Source organism: Prevotella herbatica, from assembly GCF_017347605.1.
Lineage (GTDB): Bacteria > Bacteroidota > Bacteroidia > Bacteroidales > Bacteroidaceae > Prevotella > Prevotella herbatica.
Genome location: NZ_AP024484.1, coordinates 2918863 through 2932727 on the forward strand (window position 1 = coordinate 2918863; position 13865 = coordinate 2932727).

The 13865-nt window shown below is 37.6% G+C and carries 13 protein-coding genes; all 13 read left to right on the forward strand.

Features of this window, described 5'->3' with window-relative positions:
• Positions 1-365: 365 nt before the first annotated feature.
• The 13 genes from prwr041_RS10975 to nuoL all read left to right on the forward strand — a co-directional run bounded on the left by prwr041_RS10975 (position 366) and on the right by nuoL (position 13848).
• Complete coding sequence (locus prwr041_RS10975; RefSeq protein ID WP_207153810.1) at positions 366-1646, forward strand: acetylxylan esterase; 1281 nt, start codon at positions 366-368, stop codon at positions 1644-1646.
• Positions 1647-1675: 29 nt separating this feature from the next.
• A complete protein-coding gene (locus prwr041_RS10980) occupies positions 1676-2731 on the forward strand; it encodes a glycoside hydrolase family 26 protein (protein WP_207153811.1) in 1056 nt (351 codons plus the stop codon).
• An 18-nt stretch (positions 2732-2749) separates the two neighbouring features.
• Positions 2750-3913: a glycoside hydrolase family 130 protein gene (locus prwr041_RS10985; RefSeq protein ID WP_207153812.1), complete on the forward strand. Its 1164-nt coding sequence runs from the start codon at positions 2750-2752 to the stop codon at positions 3911-3913.
• Between the two features lie 89 nt (positions 3914-4002).
• A complete protein-coding gene (locus prwr041_RS10990) occupies positions 4003-5385 on the forward strand; it encodes an MFS transporter (RefSeq protein WP_207153813.1) in 1383 nt (460 codons plus the stop codon).
• Positions 5385-6566 (forward strand): AGE family epimerase/isomerase, encoded by a 1182-nt coding sequence (locus tag prwr041_RS10995; protein ID WP_207153814.1) that lies wholly within the window; start codon positions 5385-5387, stop codon positions 6564-6566. The genes prwr041_RS10990 and prwr041_RS10995 overlap by 1 nt, the downstream gene beginning before the upstream one ends.
• A gap of 147 nt (positions 6567-6713) precedes the next feature.
• Positions 6714-7064, forward strand: coding sequence for an NADH-quinone oxidoreductase subunit A (locus prwr041_RS11000; protein WP_018463926.1), 351 nt, complete (start codon positions 6714-6716; stop codon positions 7062-7064).
• Positions 7055-7777 (forward strand): NADH-quinone oxidoreductase subunit B, encoded by a 723-nt coding sequence (locus prwr041_RS11005; protein ID WP_207153815.1) that lies wholly within the window; start codon positions 7055-7057, stop codon positions 7775-7777. Before prwr041_RS11000 ends, prwr041_RS11005 begins: the two co-directional genes overlap by 10 nt.
• Positions 7778-7791: 14 nt before the next feature.
• Positions 7792-9363, forward strand: coding sequence for an NADH-quinone oxidoreductase subunit D-related protein (locus prwr041_RS11010; protein ID WP_207153816.1), 1572 nt, complete (start codon positions 7792-7794; stop codon positions 9361-9363).
• Positions 9364-9366: 3 nt separating this feature from the next.
• Positions 9367-10452: an NADH-quinone oxidoreductase subunit NuoH gene (gene nuoH / locus prwr041_RS11015; protein WP_207153817.1), complete on the forward strand. Its 1086-nt coding sequence runs from the start codon at positions 9367-9369 to the stop codon at positions 10450-10452.
• Between the two features lie 38 nt (positions 10453-10490).
• Complete coding sequence (locus tag prwr041_RS11020; protein WP_207153818.1) at positions 10491-11024, forward strand: NuoI/complex I 23 kDa subunit family protein; 534 nt, start codon at positions 10491-10493, stop codon at positions 11022-11024.
• Positions 11025-11030: 6 nt separating this feature from the next.
• On the forward strand, positions 11031-11552 hold the full coding sequence (locus tag prwr041_RS11025; protein ID WP_207153819.1) for an NADH-quinone oxidoreductase subunit J family protein: 522 nt from the start codon (positions 11031-11033) through the stop codon (positions 11550-11552).
• On the forward strand, positions 11549-11860 hold the full coding sequence (nuoK, locus tag prwr041_RS11030) for an NADH-quinone oxidoreductase subunit NuoK (protein ID WP_018463932.1): 312 nt from the start codon (positions 11549-11551) through the stop codon (positions 11858-11860). Before prwr041_RS11025 ends, nuoK begins: the two co-directional genes overlap by 4 nt.
• Before the next feature lie 5 nt (positions 11861-11865).
• On the forward strand, positions 11866-13848 hold the full coding sequence (nuoL, locus tag prwr041_RS11035) for an NADH-quinone oxidoreductase subunit L (protein WP_207153820.1): 1983 nt from the start codon (positions 11866-11868) through the stop codon (positions 13846-13848).
• Positions 13849-13865: the final 17 nt, after the last annotated feature.

The following is a 13865-nucleotide window of genomic DNA, read 5'->3' on the forward strand; positions in this document are numbered from 1 at the left end:
TAGTTATAATGTTTTATAGTCGTAAAGATTATCGGTTGCAAATATACGCATTAATCTCTTATGCTTTTTGACTTTAATTGCTTATTGCTGATACTTTTTTGCTTAATAATGAAATGGTTTATATTTGGTCTTATATACATAATATATAATAGTAGAAGTCGTTTTTATTCGATTTTGGTAATATGTAATTTTGTTATATAAACCAAATTGTGTAGTTTTTTATTAAAATGTTATAATTGTAATTAATCAATATACTGCATGAAAGTTGAAGTAATGAGCAAGAAAGTATCAAATATATATTGGAATATTGTATATCTTTGCAGATGTAATTTTCAATCTGTTTTAAGTTTCTTATAAAAACCAAAATGAAAAAACTGCTATTCTTTTTATTTGGATTATTTAATATCTTATCTGTTTCCAGTCAAGTTCGCGGAAATAGTATAGTTGTTATGGTTCAGCCTGATCATAAGGAATGGAACTATGTCGTTGGAGAAACGGCTGTTTTTAAAGTTTGTGTATTGAAATCGAGTACGCTAATTAGTGATGTCAAAGTTTCTTATGAGGCAGGCCCAGTGATGTATCCAGATATTAAGAAAACCACTATACTCAAAAATGGGACAATGACATTCTGTGGAAAAATGAATGCTCCTGGATTTTATCGTCTGAAAGTTATTGCAAACGTAAACGGTAAAGAATATGAAGGACTTTGCACAGCAGGTTTTTCTCCTGAAAAGATAACGCCTTATGCTTATGAACCAAAGAATTTTGATACTTTCTGGAGCAAAGCGCTGAAAGAAGCAAGACTTAATGATTTGAATCCTACGAAAAGACTTTTGCCAGAGCGTTGTACTGTAGACGATGACGTATATGAAATAAGTTATGTTAACAATACATCTAATAGTAGAATTTATGGAATACTGTCTGTTCCTGTAAAACAAGGTAAATATCCTGCGTTGCTAAGAGTTCCCGGAGCAGGAGTCAGACCTTATAGTGGTGATACATATACAGCCCCAGGCAAAGCCATAGTGTTGGAAATCGGTATACATGGTATTCCCGTTACGATGCAGCAGGGTGTTTATGATAATCTGCTTGGTGGCGCATTGAATAATTATTGGGATACAAATATTGATAATCCTGATAAAAATTATTATAAACGTGTTGTTACAGGAGCAGTTCGTGGTGTTGACTATATAGTGTCATTGCCTCAATGGGACGGAAAAACGATAGGCGTGACTGGCGCAAGTCAGGGAGGTTTCCTTTCATTAGCAGTTGCTGCATTGGATAAGCGTATTACATTTCTAGGTGTAGTTCATGACGCTATGTGTGATTATTCGGCAGAAGTGCATGGAGTAGCAGGTGGTTGGCCACATTATTTTTATAAGAATACTGATAAGTCATTAAATGATAAAGTAGATGCTAGTATGTATTATGATGGTGTCAATTTTGCAAAAAGGATTAATGTTCCTGGATGGTATTCTTTTGGATATAACGACGAAGTAGTGCCTCCGACATCATCTTATGGACTTTATAATGTTGTTAAAGCACCAAAGATATTGAGTGTGTATCAGCAAACGGGCCATTACTGGTATCAGGAACAATGGGATGAATGGCAGAATTTTATAAAAGAACACTTAAACGTGAAATGATATAGGTTGTAATAACTAAATTTTTGATTATGAAGAGATTCGCAATTCTTAATGCAATATTTTTTCTAACTCTTGGTGTTAATGCTAATACACCTGCATGCAAATTGATTAAGCGCCTTAAAACTTTGCAAAAGGCTGGTATAATGATAGGACATCAAGATGATCCCGTATATGGAAAAACTTGGAAGTGGGATCTCGGTAAATCAGATGTCTTGTCTGTTACTGGTGATTATCCTGCAGTTATGGGATTTGATTTAGGAGAGATAGAATTAGGCCACACGAAGAATTTAGACAAAGTTTCATTTGATAGAATGCGGAAAGAAATAATAGCACAATATAAAAGAGGTGGAATTATTACCTTGAGCTGGCATCCTCATAATCCTGTTACAGGTAAATCTGCATGGGATACAACTGGTAATGCTGTTAAAGAGATTTTTCCAGAGGGGAGTATGTATTCAAAATTTGATGGCTGGTTGAAGATCGTAGCAGAGTTCATTAATTCATTAAAGACAGAAGATGGTATTAAGATACCTGTGATATTTCGTCCTTGGCATGAAATGAGCGGTGGTTGGTTCTGGTGGGGCAAAAATGGTTGCACATCTGATGAGTATAAAAGATTATATATGCTGACACATGATAAACTTGAAACAGAATATCATTGTGATAATATTGTGTGGGCATTCTCTCCAAATAGTGGATATAATGATTTTATGAAATATTATCCAGGAAACCGTTATGTTGATGTTTTGGGTGTAGACTTATATGAGTTTGACAAGGATAATGCAAAATATCAGCAGAGTCTGAAACATGATTTGGACGAAATAACACTGATAGGGAAAAAAGAAAAGAAAATAGTAGCTCTAACAGAAACAGGTTGTCAACAATTGCCTTATGCTGATTGGTTTACAAATACATTATGGACTGTGTTGAAAAATTATAAATTAAGTTATGTCCTGTTTTGGCGAAATGCTTGGGATAATGAGAAAGAACTTTATATTTCATACCCAGGACATTCAACAGAGGCGGATTTTAAAAAGTTTTATGACATAAAGCAAACTTTATTTGTAAAAGATCTAGATAAATAAAATAAACAAGATATAATTATGAATAGCTTTCAAGAAAAAGTTATATCACTGCGTGAGCATCACGAACAGCTGATAACAAAAGCAAATGAACCAGAAGAGTTTGGAAACGGAATTTATATAAGGTATAAAAATCCAATACTAACCGCTGATCACACTCCATTGGAATGGCGTTATGATTTTAATGAAAAGGATAATCCATATTTGATGCAGCGCATAATGATGAATGCTACATTGAATAGTGGTGCCATAAAATGGAAGGGGAAATATCTATTAGTAGTGCGTGTTGAAGGTGCTGACAGAAAAAGTTTCTTTGCTGTTGCTGAGAGTCCTAACGGAGTAGACAACTTCAGATTTTGGGACGAGCCAATAACAATGCCTGATGATGTTGTTCCTGCAACAAACATTTATGATATGCGACTTACAGTGCATGAAGATGGATATGTTTATGGCGTTTTCTGCGCAGAGCGTCATGATGATTCACAGCCAGAAGATTTAAGTGCAGCTACGGCAACAGCTGCTATTGCACGTACAAAAGATCTTATAAGTTGGGAACGCTTGCCAGATTTGAAAACAAAATGTCAACAGCGCAATGTTGTATTGCATCCAGAGTTTGTTGAAGGTAAGTATGCCTTTTATACGCGTCCACAGGATGGGTTTATTGATACAGGTTCAGGCGGAGGCATTGGTTGGGCTCTTGTTGATGATATTACCGATGCGAAGATTACCGATGAAAAAATTATTAACTTTCGCCATTATCATACAATAATGGAAGTTAAGAATGGCGAAGGTCCTCATCCAATAAAAACAAATCGTGGATGGCTTCATTTAGCGCATGGTGTGCGTGGATGTGCTTCTGGATTGCGTTATGTGTTGTATATGTATATGACAGCACTTGATGACCCTGCAAAGGTAATTGCAAAGCCAGGAGGTTCTCTTCTTGTTCCTAAAGGTGGAGAATATATCGGTGACGTAATGAATGTTGTTTTTGCCAATGGCTGGATTGCTGACGAAGACGGTAAAGTCTTTATATATTATGCAAGTTCTGATACTCGCATGCATGTAGCTGTTTCGACAATAGACAAACTTGTAGACTATTGTCTAAACACACCTGAAGACGGTCTCACGACAAGTGCTTCTGTTGAGACAATAAAAAAGCTTATTGCTAAGAATAAAAAACTATAATATTTGATCCATAAGTTATATAGAGTTATCTAATTTTTATTATATTTGCAATTCTGTGTAATTTATGGATTTATTTAAATAATAACCTAATGATAAAATCTAAACTAATTGAGAAAATAGGATATGGCTTTGGTGACATGTCTAGTAGTATGTTTTGGAAGATATTTTCTTATTATCTACCGATTTTTTACAGTGATGTTTTCGGACTGTCACTTGGCGCCACAGCAACTCTGATGCTGGTTACTCGTATTTGGGACGCTATATTAGATCCGATGATGGGCATTCTTGCAGACCGTACACAGACAAAATGGGGTAAGTATCGTCCTTATCTATTGTGGTTTGCTGCTCCTTTCGCAGTATGTGGAGTGTTCTTATTTACAACACCTCATCTGGGAGAAACAGGGAAACTAATATGGGCTTATGTTACATATATACTCATGATGACAGTTTATACAGGTATTAATGTTCCTTATGGTTCAATGCTTGGAGTATTAACAAATGATTCCGATGAAAAGACTGTATTTTCTAGTTTTAGAATGTTTTTCGCTTATGCAGGTTCATTCATAGCTTTGTTTGCTTGGGAACCTCTTTGCGATTTGTTTAAGGCGCATGGTTGTGCAGAAACAGGTGCATGGCAAGGGGCTATGATCGTAATTGCTGTTTTCTGCTTTTTATTATTCCTATTATGTTTTAGAATTACTAAAGAGCATATTAAGGTCGAAGCTACATCTCTAGGTTCAGATGTTTCTTCTCTGTTGAGAAACTCTCCTTGGTGGTTGCTGACAGCTGCTGCTCTGTGTTCAAATTTATTTAATACTGTACGTGGTGCAACGGTAGCTTATTATTTTAAGTATTATATAGGTGAAAATGTTCATATAAATTTAGGTATTGCAAGTTTTTTGTTCTTTGCAGGTTTATTCCTTGCTGTAGGTGAAGTTTGTAATATGGCAGGAGTTGTTATGGCTGTTCCTATTAGTCGAAGAATAGGTAAGCGCAGTACTTTTGCTGTTTCTTGTATAGGAATGGCTATTCTTAGCTGCTTGTTCTTCTATTTGCCGTGTACAAATGTTGGCTTTATTACAATGTTGTTATTGCAAATTCTGATATCTATCTGTACAGGAATAATCTCTCCTCTTATTTGGAGCATGTATGCAGACGTTGCTGATTTTGCTGCTGTAAAAGACCATACATCTTCAACAGGACTTATATTCTCATCAGGTTCCATGGCACAGAAGTTTGGAGGTGCTATTGCAGGAAGTGCAGTCCTATGGTTGTTTGCAGCTTTTGGACTAGTTCCAAATGCATTGCATCAAACAGACAGTGCAATTCTTGGAATGAAACTAACCATGAGTTACATACCTGCAGCTGTTGCAATTCTTATGGTTGTAATAATGGTTGCTTATCCGTTGACAAAGAGTAAGATGAAACAAATCAATGCTAAGTTAAAGTCTATACGTAAAATAGAAGATTAATGGATAGTTTTAAACAGACAATGCAGGATGTTCTTGAAAACAACATCCTGCGTTATTGGATTGACAATGTTACTGATAATGTCAACGGTGGATATTATGGTAGGGTAGACGGTCATGATATTGTTCATGCTGATGCTGAGAAAGGTGCCATAATGAATGCTAGAATTTTATGGAGTTTTTCGGCAGCATATAGAGTGCTGGGAAAGAAAGAGTATCTTGTTGCAGCAACTCGTGCACGAAATTATATTTTAGACTATTTCATTGATAAGGAGTTTGGTGGAGTGTTCTGGTCTTTAGACTATAAAGGAAATCCTTTAGATTGTAAAAAGCAGACTTATGCTATAGGCTTTACTATATATGGTTTAAGTGAATATGTTCGCGCAACTGGTGACAAAAGATCTCTTGAAGTAGCTATATCATTATATAATGACATAGAAAAATATGCTTTTGATGCAGATAATAATGGTTATATTGAAGCTCTTACTCGGGACTGGAAGCCTATTGAAGATATGCGTTTGAGTGATAAAGATGAGAATGGGAGCAGAACAATGAATACTCATTTACATATCATAGAACCGTATACTAATCTTTATCGTGTCTGGAAAGATAAAAAATTGGAACAGAGTATGCGTAACTTGCTTGATATATTTACTGATAAACTCCTTAACACCGAAACTCATCATCTGGATTTGTTTTTTGATGATAAATGGGATGGAAACCGAAACATAGAGAGTTATGGACACGATATTGAGGCTAGTTGGCTTTTGCATGAATCAGCACTGGTTCTTGACGACAAAAAGTTATTAAGGAAAATAGAGCCTATAATAAGAAAAATTGCTGTGGCGGCTGATGAAGGACTGCGTTCTGATGGGAGCATGATATATGAACATTGGAAAGATAATGATAGTTATGACATGCAGAGGCAATGGTGGGTGCAATGTGAAAATATAATTGGGCACATGAATATATATCAGTATTTTAGAGAGGAAACATCTCTTGGTATAGCTGTAAGATGCTGGTCGTTTATACAAAAGAATCTTGTTGATTGGGATAAAGGAGAATGGCATTGGGCAAAACTTGATGATGGAACTTTGAATATCGTAGATGACAAAGCTGGTTTTTGGAAATGTCCTTATCATAACAGCAGAATGTGCCTTGAACTTATAGAGCGTCGGTTTTAATACCGGTGCTTTTTTTTATTTATGTGATCTTTTTTTTGTTAATATAGCGTAATATTTATAATATTATTGCTAACTTTGCAAACGCTTTTGGCAGATCAGCTATCTGCCTTAGTTTAAGCAGATTATTAAAATAACGTTATAGATTTTATGTATTTTACTTTATTCATTACCGTTTTGATAACGGCTGTGTTCTTAGTATTGGCATCTTATGTCATTGCTAAGCTTATCGGTCCGCGTTCTTACAATCCGGTAAAGGGTGAACCATTTGAGTGTGGTATTCCTACTCGCGGCTCTTCTTGGCTGCCAGTACACATTGGATATTACCTTTTTGCCATCCTTTTCCTGATGTTTGACATTGAGACTGTATTTCTCTATCCATGGGCAGTCGTTGTTAGACAATTTGGGCCAATGGCTTTAGTTAGTATTGGTTTCTTCTTGGTAGTATTAGTATTTGGCTTGGCTTATGCCTGGCGGAAAGGAGCGTTGGAATGGAAGTAAGAAAACCTCACATTAAGAGTATTCCTTATGACGAGTTCAAGGATAATGATTCTCTTGAAAAGATTACGCAGGAATTAAACGAAGGCGGAGTAAATGTTGTGCTTGGTTCATTGGATCAGGCCATTAACTGGGGACGAAGCAATTCTCTTTGGTCACTTACTTTTGGTACTTCATGTTGTGGAATTGAGTTTATGGCTGTCGGCTGTGCACGTTACGATTTCTCTCGCTTTGGCTTTGAGGTGACTCGTAACTCTCCACGTCAAGCAGACTTAATTATGTGTGCCGGTACAATTACCAATAAAATGGCACCTGTATTCAAGCGCTTGTATGATGAGATTGCAGAACCTAAGTATGTTGTAGCTGTTGGTGGTTGTACCATTAGTGGTGGACCTTTCAAGAAAAGCTATAATGTAGTTCGTGGTATTGACGAGCTTGTTCCTGTGGATGTGTACATTCCAGGATGCCCTCCACGTCCAGAAGCAATTCTTTATGGTATGATGCAATTGCAGCGTAAGGTTAAGATTGAAAAGTTCTTTGGTGGTGCAAACCATAAGATGACAAAGGAGGAACGTGAACTATCTTTAAGTAAGGGTGGCTTACGTGGAATCAGCAATGAGGTTCTAACTTCATCTGAGAAACTTGGAAAGAAAACTCCAATCATCGTAACGGATGTTCCTGAAGATTTTGATCCAAATAAAGAGCTAACTGATTAATAAGGTACAAGAAAATGAAACTAAATAATATAGAACTCAATTTCGATAACTTTGCTTCTGAAATGGCAAAGTTGAAGAACGAGAAACATTTCGATTACCTTGTTACCATTATTGGTGAAGACTTTGGAGAAGAAGGTCTCGGATGTATCTACATACTTGAAAATACAGATACTCACGAGCGCTGCTCAGCTAAGACTATTGGTAAGAAGGTTGGCGATGATGTAGTTATTCCAACAACACTTAATCTTTGGAATGCTGCTAATTTGTTAGAGCGTGAAGTATTTGATTTCTTAGGAATAAAGTTCTTGGGACATCCAGATATGCGTCGCTTGTTCCTTCGTACGGATTTCACTGGTTATCCTCTTCGTAAGGACTTTGATGAGAGCCCTGAGAATAATAAGTTCCCTGTTACAGACGAACCTGAATCAGATTTCACTACAGAATGGAATCTTGATAGAAGTGGTAATCTTGTAGCTACACAGCATCGTCTTTTTGATGAAGATGATTTCGTTGTAAATATGGGACCTAACCACCCTAGTATGCATGGTGTGTTACGTTTACAGACTATTGTAGACGGTGAGACTATCAAGGGGGTATATCCACATTTGGGATATATTCATCGTGGTATGGAGAAGATGTGTGAAAGTATGACTTACCCTCAGACTCTTGCATTAACAGATCGTTTGAATTATCTTTGTGCGATGATGCAGCGTCATGCGTTGGTAGGTGTTGTAGAAGAGGGTATGGGAATAGAACTCTCAGACCGTATTCTATATATCCGTACAATAATGGATGAGTTGCAGCGTATTAACAATCACTTGTTGTTCCTTGGTACATGTGCGCAGGATTTAAGTGCTTTGACCGCATTCCTTTATTGTATGCGTGATCGTGAGCATGTGCTGAATGTAATGGAAGAGACAACTGGTGGTAGACTTATACAAAACTATTATCGTATAGGTGGTCTTCAGGATGATATCGATCCAAATTTTGTACAGAACACAAAAACTCTTTGTAAATATCTGCGCCCTATGGTTCAGGAATACATGGACGTGTTTGGTGATAATGTAATTACACATCAGCGTTTGGAAGGTGTTGGTCCTATGGGGCTTGACGATTGTATTAATTATGCTCTTACAGGTCCTGCAGGACGTGCAGCTGGATGGCATAATGATGTTCGTAAAAATCATCCTTATGGTGTATATGATAAGGTGAAATTTGACGAAATAACTCTTACTGGAGCTGATTCAATGGCTCGTTACATGGTTCATATAAAGGAAGTATATCAGAGCTTGAACATTATTGAACAGCTTATTGATAATATTCCTGAAGGTGAATTCTATATCAAGCAGAAGCCTATCATTAAGGTTCCTGAAGGTCAATGGTTCTTCTCTGTAGAAGGTGGAGCTGGTGAATTTGGAGTTTATCTCGACTCTCATGGTGATAAGAGCCCTTATCGTTTGAAGATGCGCCCAATGGGATTGACCTTGACCGGTGCATTCGACAAGATGCTTCGTGGACAGAAGATTGCTGACTTGGTAGCAACTGGTGCTGCAATTGATTTCGTAATTCCTGATATTGATAGATAAATTATGTTTGATTTTAGTATAGTAACAAAATGGTTCGATGCGCTCCTTAGTCAGACTTTGGGGTTGCCTAGTTTCTGGACCATTCTTATTGAGTGCGTACTCATCGGACTTTTAGTCTTGACAGCTTATGCGCTTATTTGTATCGTACTGATTTTTATGGAACGTAAGGTTTGTGCTTATTTCCAGTGCCGTGTAGGTCCTATGCGTGTAGGTCCTTGGGGTATATTTCAGGTGTTTGCAGATGTTTTGAAGATGCTTATAAAAGAAATCTTCACAGTAGATAAGTCTGATAAACTTTTATATGCGATAGCTCCGTTCCTTGTAATGATTGCTTCAGTTGGTACATTCTCTTTCCTTCCTTGGAATAAGGGTATGCACATTCTGGATTTCAATGTAGGTATTTTCTTGGTTACAGCAATTAGTTCTATTGGTGTGCTAGGTGTATTCCTTGCTGGTTGGGGTTCTAACAACAAGTATTCTGTTGTATCAGCAATGCGTGCTGCAGTACAGATGATCTCTTATGAGGTGTCTTTAGGCTTATGCCTTATTTGTGCTGTAATTCTTACAGGTACAATGCAGATGAGTGGTATTATTGAGGCTCAGACAGGTCCTTGGAAGTGGCTTATTATTCAGGGGCATATTCCAGCAATCATCGCTTTTATAGTATTTCTTATCGCTGGTAATGCTGAGGCTAACCGTGGTCCATTTGACTTAGGTGAAGCCGAAAGTGAGTTGACTGCTGGTTATCATACTGAGTATTCAGGTATGGGCTTTGGTTATTATTACCTTGCAGAGTATCTGAATCTATTTGTTATATCAGGACTTGCGAGTGCTGTCTTCCTCGGAGGTTGGGCACCATTGAACGTAGGTATTACCGGATTTGACAATTTGATGAATATGATACCAGGTTTCGTTTGGTTCTTCGGTAAGACATTTATGTTGGTATGGATTCTAATGTGGGTCCGTTGGACATTCCCTCGTCTTAGAATTGATAATCTTCTGAAACTGGAATGGAAATATCTCATGCCTTTAATGCTGTTCGTGCTTGTTCTTACAACTTGCTGTGTTGCATTTGGTTTGACTTTTTAATCCGCATAGGTAATAGAATATAAATATTGAATAATAAAATGGAAAATAATAAATCATATTTCGGTGAAATAGGAGCTGCAATCAAAACTCTTGCTACTGGTATGAAAGTTACTCTGATAGAGTACTTTACTCCAAAGGTAACAGAGCAGTATCCTGAGAACCGCAAGACTACCCTCCATGTTGCTCAGCGCCATCGTGGCCGTCTCGTTTTCAAGAGAAATGAGGATGAAAGCCATAACTGTGTTGCTTGTACAATGTGTGAGAAAGCTTGTCCAAATGATACAATCAAGATTACAGCTCACATGGAGGAAGATCCTGAGACTGGTCGCAAAAAGAAAAAGCTGGATGATTATCAGTATGATCTTGGCGACTGTATGTTTTGTCAGCTGTGTGTTAATGCTTGTAACTTTGATGCGATTGAATTTACAAATGATTTTGAGAATTCTGTATTCGACCGCAATAAGTTGGTATGTCATCTTGACAAAGAAGTATATAAAGGTGGTAGCCTTCCAAACATCCTTGATGGTGGCGCACCTTTGACTATCGGTAAGTTTAACACTAAAACCAAGTAATAGATTATGGCAAATTTAGTTATGTTTTGCATTTTGGCTGTAGTCATTCTTGGATCAGCCGTAATGTGCGTAATTACAAAACGAATCATAAGAGCAGCAACATTTTTGCTCTTCGTTTTGTTTGGTGTTGCAGGAATTTATTTCCTGCTTGACTACACATACCTGGGTGCCGCTCAGATTTCTGTTTATGCCGGAGGTATCACTGTTATGTATATCTTTGCTATTCAGCTTGTTTCTAAGCGTTCACTTCAAGGACTTATTGAGCGTTTCAAGGGTAGCCGTGTCATAAGCGGTTTGCTTTTATCGCTTGTAGGTCTTGCTACTGTAGGTGTAGTTTTAATTAAGAATAATTTTATCAATGCTGCTGCTCAGGTTACTGATACAGAAGTTCCTATGGATCAAATTGGTACAGCCCTTCTTGGAAGTGGTAAGTATCAGTATGTACTTCCATTCGAGTTCATTTCAGTATTTCTTTTGGCATGTATCATTGGAGGTATAATGATTGCACGAAAGGAGGACAAGAAATGAATATCCCTGTAGAATATTTTATAGCACTTAGTACACTGCTTTTCTTTATTGGAGTGTTTGGCTTTGTTACGCGTCGTAACCTTGTAGCTATGCTTATCTCTATAGAATTGATATTGAATTCTGTAGATATAAATTTTGCAGTCTTCAACCGCATTCTTTTCCCAGCACAGTTTGAAGGTTTCTTCTTCACATTGTTCTCTATCGGAGTAAGTGCAGCTGAGACAGCCGTGGCTTTGGCTATTATTATTAATGTTTACCGTAACTATCACAGTGACCAGGTGAACAGTATTGAAAACATGAAATTCTAAAAGAAATGGAATACAGTTATGCATTTTTAATACTTCTTCTACCATTCTTGAGCTTTTTGGTTCTTGGTCTTTGTGGTATGAAGATGAAAAAGCCGGTTGCCGGTTTAATCGGTACTATAATGTTGGGTAGCCTTTTCGCTATGTCATTGTATACTGCTTATGAGTATTTCTTTGTTATAGGAAGAGATGCTGCTACTGGTTTATACCCGACAGTTACCGTATTTAATTTTACTTGGTTGAAATTTACCGAACTTCTGACATTCAACATTGGTTTCCGTCTTACTCCAATAAGCGTAATGATGTTGATCGTTATCACAACGGTAAGTTTTATGGTTCATATTTACAGTTTTGGCTATATGGCTGAGCGTGATGACAAGTATAAGTTTGAAGAATACGAACATGGTTTCCAGCGTTTCTATGCTTATCTTTCTTTGTTCACCATGAGTATGCTTGGACTTGTTGTAGCTACAAACATTTTCCAGATGTATATGTTCTGGGAGCTGGTTGGTGTATGTTCTTATTTGTTGATTGGATTCTATTATCCTAAGCATTCTGCCGTACACGCTTCAAAGAAAGCTTTCATCGTTACTCGTTTCGCTGACTTGTTCTTCTTGATAGGAATCTTGTTCTTTAGCTACTATGTCGGAACATTTAATTACGACATGAATGCTAACCCTGAGCTTATCGGTAAGTTAGCTTCTGTAGCTGCTAAATATTCTTGGTTGTTGCCTTCAGCATTATTCTTAATGTTTATTGGTGGTGCTGGTAAGAGTGCGATGTTCCCATTGCATATTTGGTTGCCAGATGCTATGGAAGGCCCAACTCCTGTATCTGCGTTGATTCATGCTGCAACTATGGTTGTTGCTGGTGTTTACCAGGTAGCAAGTCTTTTCCCAATTTGGGTGCAATATGCTCCTAATCAACTTCATTGGGTAGCTTACATTGCTGCTTTTACTTCGTTCTATGCAGCTGCTGTAGCTTGTTGCCAGAGCGATATCAAGCGTGGTCTTGCATTCTCAACTATATCTCAGATTGCTTATATGTTGGTTGCACTTGGCGTAAGTTACGCTATCGACAATCATGAAGGTGGTTTGGGTTATATGGCAGGTATGTTCCACTTGTTCACACACGCTATGTTTAAGGCTTTGTTGTTCCTTTGCTCTGGTGCTATTATTGTCATCATAGGAAGCAACTTCAAGCAGTATATGGGTGGACTTCATAAGTATATGCCTATTACAAACATTTGTTTCCTTATTGGTTGTATCGCCATCAGTGGTGTATGGCCTTTGGCAGGATTCTTCTCAAAGGATGAAATTGTTTCAGCTTGTTTTGAGTTCTCTCCATTCATGGGATGGTTTATGACTCTTGTATCAGGTATGACAGCATTCTATATGTTCCGCTTGTATTATGTTATTTTCTGGGGACAGAGCTATTATGAGCTTGATCCAGAGAATCGCAAGAAGCCAGGTGAGGTTCCTTTCGTTATGTGGGGACCATTGGTATTCCTTGCAATAGTATCAATATTTGCTGGTTGGATTCCTTTTGGACATTTCATTTCAGCTACTGGTCAGAGTATGGAGATTGGATTACAGCATTTTGAGTTTTCTGGTGTTGCGTGGTTCAGTTTGTTGGCTGCTGCCATTGGTATTGGTCTTGCGACATGGATGTATCTTCCAAAGAACAATCCTGTTCCAGATATGCTAGCCAAGAAAATGCCTAGACTTCATAAGGCAGCTCTCAATCGTTTTTATATTGATGATGCTTGGCAGTTCTTTACTCATAAAATCGTGTTTGGTTGTTTCTCTAAGCCTATTGCTTGGTTTGACCGCCATGTTATCGATGGTACTTTTAACTTCATGGCATGGAGTGCTCAGGAAGCCGGTGAGACTATTCGTCCATGGCAGAGTGGAGACGTTCGTTCTTATGCTGCATGGTTCCTTACTGGTACTGTAGCTTTGACTCTGATTTTGCTTTGCATTCTCAGCTAATGAATAATGAAGATTTA